This is a genomic window from Burkholderiales bacterium (assembly GCA_035518095.1).
Classification (GTDB): Bacteria; Pseudomonadota; Gammaproteobacteria; order Burkholderiales; family JAHFRG01; genus JAHFRG01.
In genome coordinates this window covers 1-18,463 of sequence record DATIXX010000020.1, presented here as the reverse complement: position 1 = coordinate 18,463, position 18,463 = coordinate 1, and the positions used below count along the sequence as shown (strand labels likewise).

15 protein-coding genes are annotated in these 18,463 nt (G+C 57.3%); all 15 read right to left on the bottom strand.

Translation table 11 applies throughout. The annotated features are described in order from the left end of the window. Positions 1-5 precede the first annotated feature (5 nt). Entirely contained in the window at positions 6-956 is a 951-nt protein-coding gene (locus VLV32_03850; protein HUL41027.1) for an AEC family transporter, read from the bottom strand. 110 nt (positions 957-1,066) lie between these two features. Next, entirely contained in the window at positions 1,067-2,380 is a 1,314-nt protein-coding gene (locus tag VLV32_03845; GenBank protein ID HUL41026.1) for an amidase, read from the bottom strand. Then, the gene (locus tag VLV32_03840) at positions 2,377-3,357 is read right to left on the bottom strand and encodes a D-glycerate dehydrogenase (protein ID HUL41025.1); all 981 of its coding nucleotides are present in this window, start codon (positions 3,355-3,357) and stop codon (positions 2,377-2,379) included. The genes VLV32_03845 and VLV32_03840 overlap by 4 nt, the downstream gene beginning before the upstream one ends. Before the next feature lie 423 nt (positions 3,358-3,780). After that, a complete protein-coding gene (locus VLV32_03835) occupies positions 3,781-3,984 on the bottom strand; it encodes a hypothetical protein (protein ID HUL41024.1) in 204 nt (67 codons plus the stop codon). 78 nt (positions 3,985-4,062) lie between these two features. Beyond that, on the bottom strand, positions 4,063-5,439 hold the full coding sequence (locus VLV32_03830; GenBank protein ID HUL41023.1) for an amidase: 1,377 nt from the start codon (positions 5,437-5,439) through the stop codon (positions 4,063-4,065). A 12-nt stretch (positions 5,440-5,451) separates the two neighbouring features. Next, positions 5,452-6,771: a TRAP transporter large permease subunit gene (locus VLV32_03825; GenBank protein ID HUL41022.1), complete on the bottom strand. Its 1,320-nt coding sequence runs from the start codon at positions 6,769-6,771 to the stop codon at positions 5,452-5,454. A 39-nt stretch (positions 6,772-6,810) separates the two neighbouring features. Continuing rightward, on the bottom strand, positions 6,811-7,413 hold the full coding sequence (locus VLV32_03820) for a TRAP transporter small permease subunit (protein HUL41021.1): 603 nt from the start codon (positions 7,411-7,413) through the stop codon (positions 6,811-6,813). A gap of 106 nt (positions 7,414-7,519) precedes the next feature. Then, positions 7,520-8,686 carry a TRAP transporter substrate-binding protein gene (locus VLV32_03815; GenBank protein HUL41020.1) on the bottom strand — a complete coding sequence of 389 codons (1,167 nt, stop codon included), beginning with the start codon at positions 8,684-8,686 and terminating at the stop codon, positions 7,520-7,522. 212 nt (positions 8,687-8,898) lie between these two features. Next, entirely contained in the window at positions 8,899-10,287 is a 1,389-nt protein-coding gene (locus tag VLV32_03810) for a citrate transporter (GenBank protein ID HUL41019.1), read from the bottom strand. A gap of 67 nt (positions 10,288-10,354) precedes the next feature. Further along, entirely contained in the window at positions 10,355-11,482 is a 1,128-nt protein-coding gene (locus VLV32_03805) for a YbdK family carboxylate-amine ligase (GenBank protein HUL41018.1), read from the bottom strand. Then, positions 11,479-12,681 carry a cation:proton antiporter gene (locus VLV32_03800; protein HUL41017.1) on the bottom strand — a complete coding sequence of 401 codons (1,203 nt, stop codon included), beginning with the start codon at positions 12,679-12,681 and terminating at the stop codon, positions 11,479-11,481. The genes VLV32_03805 and VLV32_03800 overlap by 4 nt, the downstream gene beginning before the upstream one ends. A 278-nt stretch (positions 12,682-12,959) precedes the next feature. After that, a complete protein-coding gene (malQ, locus tag VLV32_03795; protein ID HUL41016.1) occupies positions 12,960-15,173 on the bottom strand; it encodes a 4-alpha-glucanotransferase in 2,214 nt (737 codons plus the stop codon). A gap of 89 nt (positions 15,174-15,262) precedes the next feature. Further along, positions 15,263-17,221, bottom strand: a complete 1,959-nt coding sequence (gene glgB / locus VLV32_03790; protein HUL41015.1) for a 1,4-alpha-glucan branching protein GlgB — start codon at positions 17,219-17,221, stop codon at positions 15,263-15,265. 48 nt (positions 17,222-17,269) lie between these two features. After that, positions 17,270-17,914 (bottom strand): lactate utilization protein C, encoded by a 645-nt coding sequence (locus tag VLV32_03785; GenBank protein ID HUL41014.1) that lies wholly within the window; start codon positions 17,912-17,914, stop codon positions 17,270-17,272. Then, positions 17,911-18,463, bottom strand: a 553-nt coding sequence (locus VLV32_03780) for an aldehyde dehydrogenase family protein (GenBank protein ID HUL41013.1), incomplete at its 5' end; no start/stop codon positions are given. The genes VLV32_03780 and VLV32_03785, both read right to left, overlap by 4 nt.

The following is an 18,463-nucleotide window of genomic DNA, read 5'->3' as shown; positions in this document are numbered from 1 at the left end:
ACTTATTAACGGATCAACCCCAATGCCACGAAAAGCGGCAGCGTAACCCAGAAGAAGATGGTGCTCCAGCCGATGAGGAGCGCAGCCGCGGAGTGGTCCAGGTGAAAGCGGTCGGCAAGCACCAGCGCCGCCACCATAGTAGGCGTGGTCCCTTCTACTACCGCGGCATACTGGGCTTCTCCCATGGGGTGAAACAGGAGTTTTGCCGCGACCCATACCAATAGGGGCGTTGCCAGTAGTTTTATCGCAGCCACTGCGAGGATTTCCCGGCGCGGGGTCAGCCGGCCCCAGGGTATGGTCATGCCCAAAACAAAAAGAATCACCGGAATAGTGGCCAGACCTATCATGCGCGTCGCGTTGACAAGCGGCACATAAGCCCACCCCAGCTGTTGCGCTCCCGCCCCCAAGATAAATGCCCAAATGGGTGGCATGGAAAGCATCGCTCGCCAAAACGATTCATGAGGAATATTCGGATCGTCTGCTCCCAATCGGGTGGATATCCACACACCCAGGCTCCAGACGACGGGCATGGTCATCAGCATGTCATTGAATACCGCATAACGCGGTGCATCTGGACCGTAAAAAAAAGTAAGCACCGGAACGCCGATGTTGAACGTGTTGCCGAACATGCCTCCCAGCAAAAGGATCGCCCGAGTGCTGTCTTTGAGTCCCTTTCCCAGGCGGGTATGGTAAAGCAACGGGTAAAGAATGGCACCAGAAAGGAGTGAACCTACCCCCACTAGAAGGGGAACAGAAAGCAAATCAGTAGTAATCGGGGTGATTGCAGCGACGGAAAATAGGATCGAAGGATAAAACATGTAGAGCACCAGCCGATTGAGTTGGGTGCGCAGAGGCGCAACCGGCGCGTCGCGAAAAATCAGCGGCCAAAAAGCTCCTGCCGCCACCAGCAGCGTCAGCGGCAGCATCACCTCGATATCGAGCTTAAAAAGTTGCATTGAAACACTCATGTCAGATCGGTTCGCTCAACGCTAAGCAATGAAATTTCCGCGAAGCACCCTGGAGATCATCCTGCGAAGCTTTGATCGCCGCCTTTCGAGTGGTCAATCTAGCCGAACAATCCGGAAAATGGCAGCCGCCCCTCGCACCAGTTCGCAATGGCAAGCAGTTTGTCGTCATCTTGATAGGCGCCGACAATCTGCAAGCCCAGCGGCAGTCCTTGGGGGCCCAGTCCGGTGGGAATCGTGATAGCAGGCACGCCGCATAAGGTCCAGATGGTGCAAAAGGACGGGTCGCCTGTGTTCTCCAGCGTGGCGGGCGCCTCTCCGTTCGAAGGCGGCGTAAGGATTGCGTCAAATACTTTCAGGAAAGAAGAAAGATCCTCCTGAAGTTGACTGCGCAAGCGCAGCGCATCCTGATGCACGGAATCCGAAATACCACTCCCTTCATCGAGAAACGCGTTAAGAACTGCGCTGATTTTTTCACGGTTTCGAATTTGAACTTCCCGAAAGAATCGCGCCGCCTCATAAGCCATGATGTGCCGAAGGCATGGGTGGGCTTGATTGAAAGTGGCAGGAAGCTCCATTTCCACGACCTCCGCGCTCGCTTCACTCAGCTTTCTCAGATTATCGGCGAAGAATCTGTGCTGCGCTTCCTCAGCACGCGTCCATGCCGGTGAGCGTACTGCTGCTACTTTGGGTACTTTGCCTAGCGCAATGATGTCTCGGCGGATGGGATTTTGCGCTTCCGCGATGCAGGAAGTCACCCACGCCGCATCCCTGACGTTGCGCGTGAACACGCCGGTCTGATCCAAGGTAGGACTGTAATCCAGAGTGCCGTGATTGGAAATCGTGCCTTGACTGGGTTTGAATCCCACTACTCCACAAAACGCGGCGGGGCGAATGATCGAGCCGTTGGTCTGCGTCCCCAGCGCCACGGGCACGAAGCCGGCCGCGACGGCGGCGGCGGAGCCGCTGGAAGAGCCGCCCGGGGAATGGGCGGGATTCCAGGGATTACTGGTCTTGCCCGGACTGAGAAAAGCAAACTCCGCCGTCACGGTCTTGCCCATTACAAAGCCGCCAGCCTGCTCGAGTTTTTCCACGACTCGGGCGGAGGCTTTGGGGACATTGCCCTTGAACAGCGGCGAGCCCATTTCAGTAGGAATGTTGCGGGTATCGAAAATATCCTTAATGCCGACAGGCAAGCCGTGGAGCGGTCCCGTATTTCCTGCGTCAAGTTTTTTATCCGCCGCCGCCGCCAGTTCGAGCGCGCGCTCGGCATCAAACCACTGCCACGCCTGAACAATGTTTTCTTTTTCCAGGACGCGCTGAATGCAAGAGCGGGTATAAGCAGTGCTGGTGGTATGACGTGTTGTGATCGCCTCCTCGGCTTCGCGCACGCCCAGACGAAAAATATCCTTCATCGCCCCGACAGGACTTCGGGATTGAGAAGATTGGGCGGATTGCCGTTAGTCAAAGCGGCTACCAGATTTTCTGCGGCTTTCATCGCCATCGCCAGCCGCGTAGCTCGCGAGGAGCTCGCAATGTGCGGCGCAAGCACCACGTTTTTGAGCCTGAGAAATCCGGGATTCAGTTTGGGCTCGTTTTCGTAAACGTCGAGTCCCGCCGCTGCAATTTTTCCGGTGGACAGCATTTCAACTAGCGCTTCGTCATCCACGATGCCGCCGCGCGCCGCGTTGATTAGAATCGCTTCCGGTTTCATCTGAGCCAGTTCTTTTCTTCCAATGATGTGATGGGTCGCCGCCGAATAAGGCAGGTGCAAAGTAAGAATGTCGGATTGTTTGAGCAATTCTCCAAAGCTGACATGCTTCGCGCAGGCGCTGCGTTCAATGTTTTCGCGCAAACGTTCGCGATTATGGTAGATCACCGTCATGTCAAATCCGCATGCCCGTCTTGCCACTGCCTGTCCGATGCGCCCGAGGCCCAGAATGCCCAAAGTTTTATGATGAACATCGGTGCCCATAATCTGTTTCAACTGCCAGCGTTTCCATTGGCCGCTGCGCAAGTAAGCCTCGGCTTCAGTAAGCCGCCGGGACGCCGCGAGAATCAGGGCCCATGTGAAATCAGCCGTAGTCTCATCCAGCACTCCCGGCGTGTTGGTGGCCATGACACCGTGCGCAGTGCATGCAGCCAGATCAATATTGTTGTAACCCACGGCAATATTGCAGACGGCCTCGAGCCCGGGGCAGCGCGAGAGCAGCTTCTCGTCCACGCGGTCGGTAATGGCCGTCATCACGCCGTTCTTGCCGGAAAGCCTTTGAGCCAGCGTCGCCTCGTCAAGCTGTACATCGTCCTGGTTGGCGTCCACTTCGAAATGCTGTTTCAAATGCTCCAGCACTTCATCAAACACCTCTCTCGTGACCAGAATTTTTGGTTTCATGGTAATCGACGCTGACAAAGGTTTTTAAAGCGTTTTCAAATTTGTGTCGATATTCAGAATGTACGAAATGGGAATTTTCGCTTATGTGCCGCCAATTTTATGGTCAAAATGCAATTCCAGCTTTTTTGTCACGGACCAATGACTTTTGACTTGTCGTATTCGCGTCGGCATTTAACCCGGTAAAACGAGGTCTTGGAAAAGGCGGGTACGATGAAAACTTCCACGTTTATCCCGCAATTCTAATGCAGCTTATACCGACTTTTGGCGGCTACGAAAAGCTTCGCAAGCACTCCGGAACTAGAGTTTCCAAAGCGCAACCACGCCACTTATCTTGGAGGCGCGGGACCAACAAGCCAAAGAGCAACTCAGCTCGGGAACAGGATTCGCGTTTTGCTGCACCAGCGGTCCGCTGGTTGCGGATTTTCAGTCGGTCTTCCGCGCGCGATTCGCGCTCTTGGGCCCCTCGGTTGGCGTTTCCCGGAATTCGACGATGAATTCGCGGATCATGAGGCCGAAGACTACGATCACTATGATCCATAGAGGCACGGAATGGATCGCGTACGCGAGGTAACCAATGTAGAGTGCGCTCATCGCAACTGCTATTAACGTAATGATGATTTCAAACACGTTTCACCTCTTCATGCCGTTGCCGCCCGCCGCCCAGGCGCAATACGAGCCGCTTCTTTGCCCGACGCGGCTTGCCGCCTAATCGGAACTCTCTCCAGCCACATGATTTTCCAGCCAGCGCGCACACTGCAGCAGTCGCGCGTCATCACCGCGCGGGCCGACTAGCTGAACTCCCAGCGGCAGGCCTTCTGCACCCTGCATGATGGGCACGGCGATGGTGGGCAGTCCGCACAGAGTCCATAGCGTGCAGAAGACCGGGTTTCCGGTCGTTTCAAGCCCGCGTGGTGCTTCGCCAATCGTCGCAGGCGTGACGATGGCGTGGAATTCGTGAAACACGTCGTCCAGCGCTGCATTGAAGATCGGAATGCGCGCCACCGCACGGTTGTAGTCCACCGCCAAGTGGCGCTGTCCGCGCTCGATCATCTGGCGCAGGGTGGCGCTGAGCTGCGCCGCGCCGTGTTGGTATTCTGGCGCAAAACTCAGAGCAAGGTCGGCTTCCATGATCAGCCGATGGAGCGTGACGGCGTCGGCGAACGGCTCCGGCAGCGTCACTTCTGTAACCTGGTTGCCGAGAGATTCGACCAGCTCTGCGAAGGCCGCCTGTGTATCGGCGGAAGCCTGATCCCACATCGGTGTCTTGACAAACGCGAAACGTGGAGGAAGTGGAAGCGGGCGGGTAACGAAATCGAGCAGTCGCGGGGAAGCGCAGGGTCGCAAATCCGGATCCGAAGAATCGAACGCCATGAGCTCCTGCGCCAACAGTGCCGCATCGGCCAGCGAACGCGCGAAGACACCGACTTGATCGAGAACGCGTGATTGGCGCAGTATCCCGCCGCGGGAAATCAACCCGTGTGTTGGCTTGTAACCCACGATGCCGCAGTACGACGCCGGGCGGATGACCGAACCGTTGGTTTGCGAGCCGATTGCGAGTGGCACCATCTGCGCCGCAACCGCCGCGGCCGAGCCGCTCGATGATCCACCGGGCGTGCGCGTGGGATCGTGCGGATTACGCGTTTTGCCGGGAGCATAGACCGCAAGCTCGGTAGTTACGGTCTTGCCCAGAATGACTGCCCCCGCCCTCCGCAGCAGGGACACCACAGTTGCGTCTTTCCTTGGCCGCCTCCCGGCATGCAGAGGCGTGCCATCTTCCGTGGGCATGTCCGCCGTGTCGATGTTGTCCTTTATTCCGACGGGAACCCCGTGCAGCGCGCCCACGGGTTTTCCCCGGCGCCGCGTTTCATCCGCTGCCCGCGCCTGCTCCAGCGCATGCTTTGCCTCCAGAAACGCCCAGGCCTGAACGCTCTGCTCCACCTCGTCGATCCAGGCTAGACACGCGTCCACCAGCTCCTCGGACGTGATCTGACCGTCGCGGATCGCTGCCGCCGCCTCGGTCGCCCCGAGCCGGGTCAGCGCGCGCGCGCGCTCGGTGAGTATCTCGGGCATGATTTCAGTCATCACTGCGGGCGTCTAATGGTACATCACCCTGGGAAGCCACTTCGCCATGTCCGGGAACACGTACAGCAGCGCCATCGTGATGAAGACCATAAAGACGTACGGCAGCGCACCCGCGAATATCTGGGTCAGCCGCACGTGCGGCGGTGCGACCCCCTTCAAATAGTAGGCAGACATCGCCATTGGCGGCGTGTTGAATGAGGTCTGAATGTTGAGCGCAACCAAGATGCCGAACACCAGGGGATCGACACCGAACACCGGAAGCAGCGGCAGGAAAATGGGAACAAAGATGATGATGATTTCCGTCCACTCTAGTGGCCAGCCGAGGAGGAAGATGATGAACTGGGAGAGAAGCAGGAACTGTACACGCGTGAGGTGCATGTTCCCAATCGCGTGCATGACGAGATCTTGTCCGCCGAGGTAGGCGAAGACGGAGGCGAAAGTCCAGGAACCCACGAACAGGAAGGTAACCATCGCCGTGGTGCGCGCCGTGAGGTAGACCGCCTCTTTGAGGCGCTGGTAGTCGATCGCGCGGTAGCCGGCGGCTAGGATTACGCTTCCGAGGGCGCCTACCGATGCCGCCTCGCTGGGCGTCGCGAGGCCGAACACAATCGCGCCCAGCACCGACATGATGAGCACCGCGAGCGGAAAGAACGAGGTGAGCAGTGCGACCACAACCTTTTGAAACGGGACGTCCGTCTGCTCCTTAGGCAAATCGGGGGCAAGCGACGGGTTGAGAATCACCCGTCCAATTACGTACAGGCAATAGAAGCCGGCGAGCACGAAGCCCGGGATGAACGCCCCTGCGTAGAGCTGCACCACCGAGATGCCCGCCGTCGCCGCGTAGACGATGAGCAAAATACTTGGAGGGATCAAGATCCCGAGGGTCCCGCCGGCGCAAACCACCCCTGCGGCAAGCTTGGTGTCGTAGCCTGCTTTGAGCATGGCCGGAAATGCGAGCAACCCCATCAAGGTGACTACCGCGCCTACGATCCCTGTGGCGGTCGCAAAAAAGGCGCAGGTAAGCAGGGTCGCCACCGCCATCGAGCCCGGAACCCTTCTAGCTGCGATCTGAATACTGAAGAACAATCGATCCAGTATGTTCGCCCGTTCCACGATGTAACCCATGAACAGAAACAGCGGGACGGCGGTGAGAACATCGTTGCTGAGGATGCTGAAGGTGTTCTGGGTGAGAAGAAAGAAGATCCGGTCGCCCATCGCCCAGTAGCCGAAGAACACGCCCATCGCCATGAGCGTGACCCAGATCGGGAATCCGAGCATGATCGTGACTACGAAAATGCCCACCATCAGTAAGGCGACATCCGGGCTCGTCATTGGGGCGCGCTCCTTTTTCTTGTTTGGATGATTATTTACCTACGACTTCGCTTCCGTGCCGCGCAATCCGTGTTCCCTGATTGCCTCCTGTTCATGCAAGATGGCGGTCTCCAGCTCTTCGACGTCATGCAGTCGCGGTGGCCACTGTCCGTCTCGCAGGCAGAGCACGCACCTCGCCACCTCGGCTAGACCCTGCACGAACAGCAAGACGCCACCCGCGGGGATCAGCGTTTTCAGGGGAAAGATCGGGATATCGGCAGGGCTGGACACGGCCACCTCGTGGTAGCGCCAGGACTCCGATGCGTACTGGGAGCCCGCGTATATGAGGGCTATGACGCCCGGGAAAAAGAAGGCGATGTACAGAACGAGATCGATTCCTGCTTGCACCCGCGGCCGCCACAGCCGGTAAACCACATCGACGCGGACGTGGCCGTGGCGCGCGAGGGTGTATGCGCCTGCCATGAAGAACAGCGCCCCGTACATGTTGTAGGAAACATCGTACGCCCAGGTGGTGGGGTCGTTCAGCAGGTAGCGCACAAAGACCTCGTAGGATTCGCCGAAGGTCAGAATGAGAATATACCAGCCGAACGCCTTGCCGACCGCGGTATTCCAGCGGTCAATATTCAGAATGAAGGATTGCATGGCGCGACTCGAACCCCCACCTTAAGTCGTTTTCATTTCGATGGGGTGGCGCTTGACGGAAGGCGCCACCCCGTCGCTTCATTGCGTGCCGAAGGGTTACCGATTTCTAGAAGCCGAGCGGCAGTTCCTTCCCGTAGTAATGGTCGTAGGCGAGCTTGAGGTCGGCCCGATTCAGGAGGTTGAAGTAAGCGCTATTCTTGGCCCACGCTTTCTGCGAGTCGCACACCGCTTTGAATTCGGGCACCTCGGCGCTGTACTTCGCGACTACCTTGTCCCAGGCGTTGAGCTGGGCCTGGAGGATAGACTGATCGGTGCGGTATACGTGCACGCCGTCCTTGTGGATCAAATCCTGCAGGTCCTTCGGATACTGTTCGAAAGCGGTCCAGATCGCTTGCGAGTTGGCGGCTTGCACGGAGTGCTCGAGGATCGACTTGTGCTCTGGCGACAAAGAGTTCCACTTGGCCGTGTTGATCTCGATCTCGAGCGCCTCGCCGGTCTGATGGTAGCTCGACAGCATGTAGTACTTGGCCACGTCGGCGGCGCCAAAGCGGCGGTCCGAGGTTGGATTATTGTATTCGAAAGCCTCGATCACGCCTTTCTCCATGGCGGGGATGATCTCGCCGCCGGGGAGCTGGGTCACCTTGCAACCCACCTCCTCCATGACGTTGGTCGCGAGGCCCACGGTGCGGTACTTGAGATTCTTGAGCTGCGCCGCGCTCGTCGGGTGGAACTTGAACCAGCCGAGCGGCTGGCAGGGCATCGGCATGTAGTACCAGCCAATGATCTTCAATCCTAGCGTCTTTTGCAGCAGGTCGAGGTGCATCTGGCGGCCGCCGCCCAGGTAGTACCATGATAGGAACTGATCGGCATTCCAGCCCCAGCAAGGGCCGGTGCCAAACAGCGAGGCCGCTCGGTTCTTGCCGTACCAGTAAGCGGCCACTAAATGCCCCATGTCGAGAATGCCTTTGTTGACCGCGTCTTGCACCTCAAACGCCTTCACCACCGACCCGGCAGTGAGATAGTCGATCCTGAGCCCCGAGCCTTTGCCCATGTCGTTGACGATGTCGACATACTGAATGGCGTACACTTCCAGCATATCTCCCGCGCCCCACGATCCCTGCATTTTGAGCACCGTCTGCCCGGCGCCGCGCGAGATCATGGGAAAGCCAAGGGCGGCAGCGCCCGTGCCAACGGCGGCACCTTTAAGAAATTTGCGGCGCGAGTTCACTGTTTCGGTCTTGGCAATTTCGGAAGCCGTTCGATTTGTGCTCATGGACTCCTCCTTCATTTAAGCGTTTTTAAAAGCAACTTAAGTTTCGGGCAGGATGCCCGGCTTGGTATGGTTTGCGCTGTTGTAAAGGAATTGAATCAAACGCGATAAGCCCAATTCCCCACGCATCAGGCGAACGCTCCCATCGTATACCGAGGTTAGGCTAAAATCAATCGCGTGGTATCGGTAAAGTCTGGAAAGCGAACGTCTAGGGTTTAAATCTTTCCGACTTTCACAACCGCGTGAAATGGGGCGCTTGATGATTTGTGCGGCGCATTCGGGTGCCAACCGAGCACCAGAAGCAAAGCAACGAAACCGATAATATAGGCCACCGTTACATGCCAGCCTTGCGTGAGCCATGCGCCGACCGATTTGGCTTCCGGGTACATGTTCGAAAGTGCCACTCCTGCCGACGAACCAAACCAGATCATCGAGCCGCCGAAACCCACTGCATATGCAAGATAATCCCAGTCATACCCGCCCTGATGTAGCGCTAAGGCAGTAAGCGGAATGTTATCAAACACTGCGGAAACAAAACCCAGGCCAAGTGCCGTATGCCATGACGCGGCCGGCAGTTTCTCCACCGGCATGAGTGACGCGCACAGAATCAGCGAAAGCAGAAAAATGCTGCCTTTTATTGCGTTCGGCACGACCTTCCAGTCCGGTTTGCGAAGCGGAATCGCAATCAAGATCGCGAGCCACACTGCCGAGCCGATAAAAGGAAAACGGTCGGAGATATCGGCAAACTTGACGTTGACCACGATGTTCGCGACGATCGCGGCAAACAGGATCAGCGCGACGATGAAAACCCGTCCCCAATCAATGCGGACTCCGCGCGGCGGGTCCTTTCTTATTGGCGAATAGCGCTGTTGCTGCAGCGCCGCAGGAATGCCACAAATTACCAACGCCAACGATGCGCCTACATAAGCTTGAAATACATCAAACGGACTCACACCGTCGATCCACATCATGGTGGTGGTCGTGTCGCCAACCACACTTCCCGAACCGCCGGCATTGGAAGCGGCGACAATGGCCGCGAGATAGCCAATGTGCACCTTCTGCTTAAATACCGCCGCGGCGACGGTGCCACCGATGATTGCCGCCGCGATGTTGTCAAGAAAGCTCGACAAAACGAAGATCATCACCAGTAACACGAATGCGCCTTTCCAGTCGTCGGGAAGGAATTTCGGCAGCACGGCTGGCACCTGGCTCTTTTCAAAATGCCTGGAAAGAACCGCGAATCCGACCAGTAGCAGAAAAAGATTGGTGAGAATCACCCACTCATGCCCCATGTGGGAGATGAAGCCAGAAAAACCGGGGCCATGCCTGAACCCAACGAAAAGAAATTTATAACTGAGGACGACGGTTAGACCGGTAAGCGCCACATAAAGCGTATGGCGATGGAATAAAGCCACGCCCAAGAGTGTCAGCGCAAACAGGATAAAATCAACCGGAATCCCAAGCAACGCGGGGCCGTCCCGTGCAACACTCCCGGCTACAGGCGCAGCGCTTGCCAAGCCATTCCACGTGAGGCTGAATGCCGCGAGCATTAGCCGAGTTGTCTTGCGTGCGCTGCGCTGCTTGATGTTTTCAAAAAAAGCCACGCTACCCTTTCATGGACCCGCGCGCTCCTCGAATTGCATCGGACGCCGCGGAAATGCAGCCAAAGCTTCAGCTTCGTTCCGGTTTCCCCATCCACAGATTGCTCTGCAGCCGCGCCACGTCGTTAAGTGAACCGGATTTCTTGAGTTGCTCGCGCAACCAGTATGAATCGTTGCGGCGCGCCGCCGTCTCGTCGAGTAGCTGATTGAGCGCGGAACCACTTTCCAGGGTTTCGGCGTACGGCGCAAGGAGTTTGAGCGTCGCGATCAGGTCGTCACCCAGGCTGCTGTGGCTTTCGTCATACGCGTTAATAAAATTGGCGGCAAAACCGTAGCGGCAGGCCTGAAACCGGTTGTAATTGTAAACCAGGTAAATATCCCGGGTCGCACGCTTCGGCCGTTCCGTCAAGTAGTAATTCGCAAGCGCTTGGGCGAACGCGGCGATTCGCGCCGCCTTGTCCACCGTCAATGGCGTATCGCATACCCGGATTTCAACCGTCCCGTAATCCGGCTTCGGGCGGATGTCCCAATAGAAATCCTTCATGCTTTCCACAATCTTGAAACAGTACATGCGGTCGAAATAAGCATTGAATTCATCCCAGCTTTGCACAAACGGCATAGTGCCGCTCAAAGGAAAGGCGCTAATGGCGTTGAGCCGCGAAGATGCAAAACCAGTGTCTTCCCCCTGATAAAACGGCGAAGAGGCGGAAAGCGCGATGAAATGCGGAACATGGCGTGACAACATGTGAATGAGATAGACCGCGTCATCGCCATTGGGACAGCCGATGTGGATGTGCTGCCCGAATACCGTGAACTGCTTGGCGAGATAGCCGTAAAGATTGAGCAGATGCTTGAAACGCTCGGTCGGATAAATGCGCCGCTCGCTCCACTGATGAAAGGGATGCGTGCCTCCGCCGGCCACGCGCAGGTTGAGCAGTTCCGCCTCGCGTACCACCACGTTTCGTATCGTCCGCAGTTCGTCGGCAAGCGCCGTGTAGTGCGTGTGAATTGAGGAATTGAGCTCGATCATGCTCTCGGTGATTTCCGGCTTTACCTGACCCGGATGTTTCACTTTGCCAAGTCTCGCCAGCAAATCAGCGGCATCGCGCGCTAGATTGCAATCGTGGGACTTTAGCAGCTGCAGTTCAAGCTCAACGCCCGTGGTGCACGCCTGCGATTGCGTGAATTCCAGCGTCATCGTCGTTCTCCCGCCTCGCCCGCTTGCTTCAGCGCAAACTGAGTCGCCAGCGGACCGATGAGCTCCAATAGGGCTACTGCGGTAAGCACCACTGCAGACAACCTGGCGCCGAATTCGGGAAAGAAACTCGACGTGTGCTGCACCAGGACGACAGCGAGCCCTGACATCGGCAACAATGCAATACTGAGCAAGCCCGCAGCGCCAGGCCGCAGTCCGCTTAAACGCCCAAACACCAGGATCGCCAGCGCCTTGCCCAGGAAACGCAGCACGATGTACACGCCGGCGATGAACAACGCTTGCGGTAGCGCATCGAAGCGCAGGCCCGCGCCAGTCACCACAAACAGAATCACAAAAAACAGCTGTCCGCCGTGACCGAACTCAACGGCCATCAGCTTGTGGCCGAAGTCGAGATTGCGCGCCAGTATGCCAAGAGTGAGCAATGCGACCAGTACTGATAGATTAAGCGTGCGGGCCAATCCGACAGTCAGCACAATCATGCCGACAAGCATGATGAACTGGCGATCCTCGCGCTTGCCCAGCCAGCCCGCGAAGCGTAACACGAGATAACTGCCGACAAAGCCCGTGAGCAGCGAACCTAGCGTGACATAGAGCGGTTGCAACAGCGTTTTTTCCCATCCGGCATGCTGTTCCAAAAGCAGGAACGGCAATAACATGGTCACACTGAAGAAGGCAAACACGCTGTTGATCGCAGTCAGCAGCAGCATGCGCTCAGTAAGCTGCCCTTCCGAGCGCAACTCATGCGCAACCAACAACACCACTGCAGGAGAAGTGGCGATTCCGATCGCCGCGGCAAGCGCGGCAAACGCCGGCTCATAATGGAAATAACGCAGCCCGAAATAAACCGCCCAGAAGGCAAACGCGCTCTCTGCAATCGCGGTAGCAAATAGCCAGCGGTTGCGGCGCAGCCATTGGTAATCAAGGCGGCGGCCGAGTTCGAAAAGAATCAGTCCCAATGAAATATCCACAAATACCCGGCTTTCCTGTATAAGGTCGCGGCTCAATACGTCAAGACCTCCCGGGCCGAACAGCACGCCAACCAGCAGGTAACCGGTGATACGCGGCAGCGCGAACAGCCGTGCCACCTCGCCGCCAAGCAAACCCAGCAGCAGCAGCAAACCGAATAACAGTGGCGGAGTGAGCGTGAGAGGTAAGATTGGCAGGAAGTCGAAGTTGGACATGGTAACGGCTGATGAAGTAAAACAACGAGTGTGATGCGCGGGAGCCGATATTTGGCTCTCGCATGAGGCAGGAACTGCTACGCTGATATATTGAAACTACCCGGATTATAACCAACGGGCATTTTTCTCTGCAACCGGAATTTCTCGCAGCATCCGGGGCGAGAGAAGCGCGCGGCACCAAAGCCTCGAGATACCATTGACCCCGCGCATACACTGTTTCTGCGCACGGTTAAGCGGAAGGTTAACGCAGGTTCGCCAGTCCACGTAAAGAACAGGCTTCAACTTGGCAAAAGAGCACCGCGCTCCGGATTGAGCGCCTCAAGCAATGCTGCAAAGCGCTTATTCTTGCCCCATCGTTCCAGCCGCAGCGTAGTCTTTAGTCTCCAATTTGGATACTGCGACCCGGTCGTCGCCGGGATATTTATTTGTTCCACCTCGCCGAAGACATTCTCCGGCTGCACCGCAAACAGCATGCACGGCGTACGCGAAAGAAAGCGGTGCACCGCGAAGGCAAGTTCGGGCGTCATATCCGGCGCAGAAACCGGATCAATGGTGATACCGGGCGGCAACAGTTTCTCGCGATCGAGCGCAATCAGCAAACCGGACCGGTCCTGGGCGCGCTGCATGATCTGTCGTCGCCGTTGCTCGTCATTTGAAAAAAGGTTCAGGCGTGCACGCAGTTCGAGGTCGTTACCCAGCCAGAAAGCGCGCAGCGTGGGCAAATCATGCGTACCGACCGCTGCCAGGGATTGCGGCGGGTAGTGCGCAGGCGGCGAGAAAGCGCCGTTGCCCTCGCGCTGAAAATACAGTAGGCGGGAAGAAAGGATGCCTGAAGCGTACAGCCGCTCATTCATTCCCTCCGGCAGAGTACCGAGGTCTTCACCGACCACCATACAGCGGTTACGCTCACTTTCGAGCGCGACGATCCCCAGCAAGTCGTCGACAGGGTAGGAGACATATCCGCCGCAGTCGGGATTTTCATTGCCGGGAATCCAGTAAAGCCGCATCAAACCCATCACATGATCTATGCGCAGCGCCCCGGAGTGGCGCATATTGGCGCGCAACAAGGTAATAAAAGGTTTGTAAGCGGCATCCTTCAACCGTTCCGGCAAAAACGGTGGCATACTCCAATCCTGTCCTTTGACATTGAATTCGTCCGGCGGGGCGCCCACGGTAGCCTGACCGGCATACAGTCCTTGCGCAGCCCAGGTTTCGGCGCCCCCCGAATCCGCGCCCACGGCCAAATCCTGATAAAGACCCACCCCAAGCTTTAGCTCCAACGCGCGTTTGCCGACCGCGTCCAGCTGCATCTCGGCATTCCACTGTAGGTAATCATAGTATTCGACGCGCCGCGCATGGCTCCTGGCAAATTCGAGAACCGCGTTTGAATTAGGATCGCGGTATTCCTCCGGCCAGGTGCGCCAACCCCAGGCCGTGGCATCGCGCACGTGAAGTTCCTCCTGAAGCGCGAAGAACAGCGAGGCAAGCCGCATCGTATCCCCCTGGGCGTTTTGGAATGCGCGGAAGGCTCGCTCGCGATCGGAGCCTGAATCGAGATGATGAGTACGGAAATGTTCGAACAGCAGGTCCAGGATTTCAAACTTGAGCTTTGCTGTCCGGCGGTAGTCGACCAAGTTAGCCGTGCGCAGATCACGCAGTTCAGCCTTAAATTCCCGGCGTGCCACCGACTTGCGCGCTTTCACGCAGTCGCGAAAATCGGGTACGCGTTGGGGATCGATGTAGAGAATATTTAGTAGCGCTCGGCTTGCAGGGCTGTACGGGCTCGCGTGGCTGGGGTCATGGGGAAACAGCGCATGCAGGGGATTGACGCCGACAAAAGCGGCGCCGCTTTGCGCCGCTAGTTCTACCAGCGCAAGCAGGTCGGTGAAATCGCCCATGCCCCAATTGCGCTGTGACCGAATTCCGTAAAGATTAACGATGGGGCCCCAAAGTTTGCCACTTTTAAGTGAAGCGGGCAGATAACAGCGATGCGGCACAATGATCAGCGACATGGTTGCTTGCGGCGCGGATTCCTCCCCGGGCGCATGAAGTTTGAACTTGTGATAGCCGGGCTGAGGAGGCCGGGTCAACAAGAGCCTCACGCGAATAAACCCCGCGCCAGCGACGTATTGCCTTTCTTCGACCGCCATTTCGGCGGGCAGAAAACTTCCGCTGCGCGACGCGCCCTCTTCTTCCTCCAGCGTCCACTCGAACTTGAAATGGGCACAGGTTTCCGGTAGCGCCACCGCCAGCGCGAGTTCCTCCCCGGCTCGCGCGACGTGTACCCGCGGCAGCGGCCGGCACCATTGTTGTTCTACGCGTGCGTTAAGAGCATTGCATATGTGCTCGTCCGATGTAACTCGGTATCCCATCGCTTCGAGCAGCGCGCTGCGCGTCTGGATCGATACTGTACGCATCGTTCCCCACGCATCCCGATACTGGGTCGCGACTCCGCAAGCAGCACATAGTTGTTCGAGCAAAGCAGGATTCATTTTTTTGCCGGTTGTAACAACCACCACACAGAGCAGGATGATGATCTATTGGGTATCTTGTCGACGATCGATGCGCGGGATCACTTGCTTTACGGGCTTTTCAGCCATAGCACTGCGAGAGGCGGGACGTTGAGATGCAAAGACCACTCGCGCCCATGGTGTGGTTCGCGATGCGCCTCTATACCGCCCGCATTGCCCACTCCGGAGCCGCCGTACTCAACAGCATCACTATTGAGCAGTTCCTGCCACCATCCCCCGCACGATACGCCAACTTTGTAACCCGCGCGCACGACGGGAGTAAAGTTGCATACGACGAGCACCGCATCGCGAGCGCTGCGACCTTTCCGCAAAAAACTCAATACACTGGTGTCCCGGTCCTGCCATTGCACCCATTCGAAGCCCAGTGACTCACAATCGTATTCGTGCAATGCGGCGTGCGCGCGATAGGTCCGGTTAAGATCTGAGATCCAGGCCTGCATGCCGCGATGAAGGTTGTAATCCAGAACGTTCCATTCGAGGCTTTCGTCATGTCGCCATTCGCTGATCTGCCCGAATTCGCCGCCCATGAAAAGCAGCTTCTTGCCCGGGTGTGCCCACATGTAACCATAGAGCAAACGCAAATTGGCAAACCTCTGCCACTCGTCTCCTGGCATTTTGCCGATCAGCGAACCCTTGCCATGGACAACTTCGTCGTGCGAAAGTGGGAGAACGAAATTCTCGCTAAACGCGTACCAGATGCTGAATGCCAGCTTGTCGTGGTGATACTTACGGTGGACCGGGTCTTCAGCCATATAACGCAGCACATCGTGCATCCAGCCCATGTTCCACTTGTACCCAAATCCCAGTCCGCCGACTGACGTAGGACGCGTGACCATGGGCCACGCCGTCGACTCCTCGGCGATCGTGTGCACGTCCGGATAGTCGCGGTACACTGCCTCGTTCAGGCGGCGCAGAAAGTCCACAGCGTGCAAATTCTCTCTGCCTCCGTATTCATTGGGAATCCAGTCACCTTCGCTCCTTGCGTAATCCAGATAGAGCATGGATGCGACGCCGTCGATACGCAGCCCGTCAACATGATATTTGTCGAGCCAGAACATCGCGCTGCTCATAAGAAAGGCGCGAACTTCATGGCGGCCGTAGTTAAATACACAACTTTTCCATTCCGGGTGATAGCCTTGCCGCGGGTCCGCGTGCTCATACAGGTGCGTGCCGTCGAAATAGACCAGTCCATGCTCATCATTGGGAAAATGCGATGGCACCCAATCGAAAATGACCCCAATCCCCCGCTGATGAAGGTAATCCACCAAATACATGAGATCCTGCGGCGTTCCGTAGCGCGCCGAGGGCGCGAAATAACCCGTGATCTGGTATCCCCACGAGCCGTAAAAGGGATGTTCCATAAGCGGCATAAACTCGACATGGGTAAATCCCATGCGCTGGACGTAGTCGGCAAGCGGCTGTGCAAGCTCGCGATAGCTGAATGGCCGGTTGCCCTGTTCCGGAATCCTGCGCCACGAGCCCAAGTGGACTTCGTAAATTGAGACCGGGGCTTCCCTCGCTAATTTTGCGTGGCGCGCCGCCATCCAATTTTGGTCTCCCCACGAATAATCGAGGCGAGTTACCTTGGAAGCGGTTGCGGGCGGCTTCTGCCAGGTAAATGCGAAGGGGTCGCTTTTGTCCGCCTCGTAGGCATTCATCCGGGAGCGGATTCGATATTTATAGAGCGTGCCGTCGCCTAAACCGGGAACAACGCCTTCCCAGATCCCCGACCCGTCGCCGCGAACCCGCAAGCGGTGCAGTTCTGAATTCCAGCCGTTGAAATCGCCGATCACGGAAACGGCTTCAGCATTGGGTGCCCAGACTGCAAAATGAACTGCAGGTCCCTCTTCGACCGTTACCCGATGCGCTCCAAGCTTGTCATACAACCGGTAATGGGTTCCTTCTTTAAACAAAAAAACATCGTGATCGCTGATCCGCCACGGCGCCTGGGCATCGACATGCTGTGGACGCGGCGCCGTGCCGGCTGACCCGCCATTCATGGCATCCATGAGGCCTTCGCTCCGGTACGTTTTGAACCAACCTTATCCAATTGAAAATTACCGTTGCACGATGACGACATGCACGCGGTACGGTCCATGAGCCCCGAGCACGATAGTTTGCTCGATGTCCGCGGTCCGGGAAGGTCCGGAGATAAAGTTGACCGCCCGAGGTATCATCGAACGTTCGCTGCGCAGCAAATCCCAGGCTTGTTCCATCGTGTTCACAATGCGAGCGACGTCGATAACGGCGATGTGCGTTTCAGGCAAGAGGCTGGTCACGAGGGGCGTATCCTGTCCCGAGAGCATCACCAATGTTCCGGTCTCCGCAATCGCGCAAAATGCCCCCGTTATACCCACAACATCGCTTCCGTTCGCAGGCCGCGCGGCCACCCTCATTCCTTGTGCAGCCCAATCGAGCCGCCCGAGTTCGGGCCAACACACGGCTTGCAGCGGGAGCCCTTGCTCACGCAGATAGCGCGCTATTGCCGACGGCGCCTGGTCCATGGATGCAACCTGGTCCACGCTGCTCGCTAAACTCGATGCGCACTCGCGAAAGCGCACAACGGGATTCCATTCGGCCTGCGGCCTGGGGCCAGCCGTGTGCTGCTCGATATAGGCGTTAATTTCATCTCGTTCGCCGCGAGCCGCGCTTTTCCCGAGCGCCGTGCGAATGCGGCCCAGAATGTTGTCGCGCGCACTCATGAGTGGCTAGGCATATGAAGTTTGGCTTTTTCGGGCCTCTCTGGCCAGCGCCCGGTGATCACTTTGGTGCGAGTATAAAACTGGATCCCTTCCGTGCCGTGAACATGCAAATCGCCGAACAGCGAATTCTTCCAACCGCCGAACGAGAAAAATGCCATCGGTACCGGTATCGGCACATTGATGCCGACCATCCCGACTTCTATTTCGTGCTGGAAGCGCCGCGCCAGTGCGCCCGAGCGTGTGAACACCGCAGTGCCGTTGGCGTGGGCATTGCGGTTGACCAGCTGTATGGCTTCGTCGTAATTCTCAGCACGCAATACAATCAGCACCGGGCCGAAAATTTCATCCCGGTAAATCGTCATTTGCGGCGTGACTTGATCAAACAGCGTGGGTCCGACATAAAAACCCTTTTCGTAGCCTTGGACTTTAATTCCGCGTCCATCCAGCACCAGCTTCGCGCCTTCTCTCTCGCCGAGATCAATATAATTCTTCACACGGTCGCGGTGCGCGCGCGTCACCAGTGGACCCATGTCCACTCCCTGAATATCT

Coding starts and splice junctions, on each gene's coding strand:
- VLV32_03830 (HUL41023.1), bottom strand. CDS start 5,439: ATGACTGAAATCATGCCCGAGATACTCACCGAGCGCGCGCGCGCGCTG.
- VLV32_03845 (HUL41026.1), bottom strand. CDS start 2,380: ATGAAGGATATTTTTCGTCTGGGCGTGCGCGAAGCCGAGGAGGCGATC.
- malQ (HUL41016.1), bottom strand. CDS start 15,173: ATGAATCCTGCTTTGCTCGAACAACTATGTGCTGCTTGCGGAGTCGCG.
- VLV32_03815 (HUL41020.1), bottom strand. CDS start 8,686: ATGAGCACAAATCGAACGGCTTCCGAAATTGCCAAGACCGAAACAGTG.
- VLV32_03850 (HUL41027.1), bottom strand. CDS start 956: ATGCAACTTTTTAAGCTCGATATCGAGGTGATGCTGCCGCTGACGCTG.
- glgB (HUL41015.1), bottom strand. CDS start 17,221: ATGGATGCCATGAATGGCGGGTCAGCCGGCACGGCGCCGCGTCCACAG.
- VLV32_03820 (HUL41021.1), bottom strand. CDS start 7,413: ATGCAATCCTTCATTCTGAATATTGACCGCTGGAATACCGCGGTCGGC.
- VLV32_03825 (HUL41022.1), bottom strand. CDS start 6,771: ATGACGAGCCCGGATGTCGCCTTACTGATGGTGGGCATTTTCGTAGTC.
- VLV32_03805 (HUL41018.1), bottom strand. CDS start 11,482: ATGACGCTGGAATTCACGCAATCGCAGGCGTGCACCACGGGCGTTGAG.
- VLV32_03800 (HUL41017.1), bottom strand. CDS start 12,681: ATGTCCAACTTCGACTTCCTGCCAATCTTACCTCTCACGCTCACTCCG.
- VLV32_03840 (HUL41025.1), bottom strand. CDS start 3,357: ATGAAACCAAAAATTCTGGTCACGAGAGAGGTGTTTGATGAAGTGCTG.
- VLV32_03785 (HUL41014.1), bottom strand. CDS start 17,914: ATGAGTGCGCGCGACAACATTCTGGGCCGCATTCGCACGGCGCTCGGG.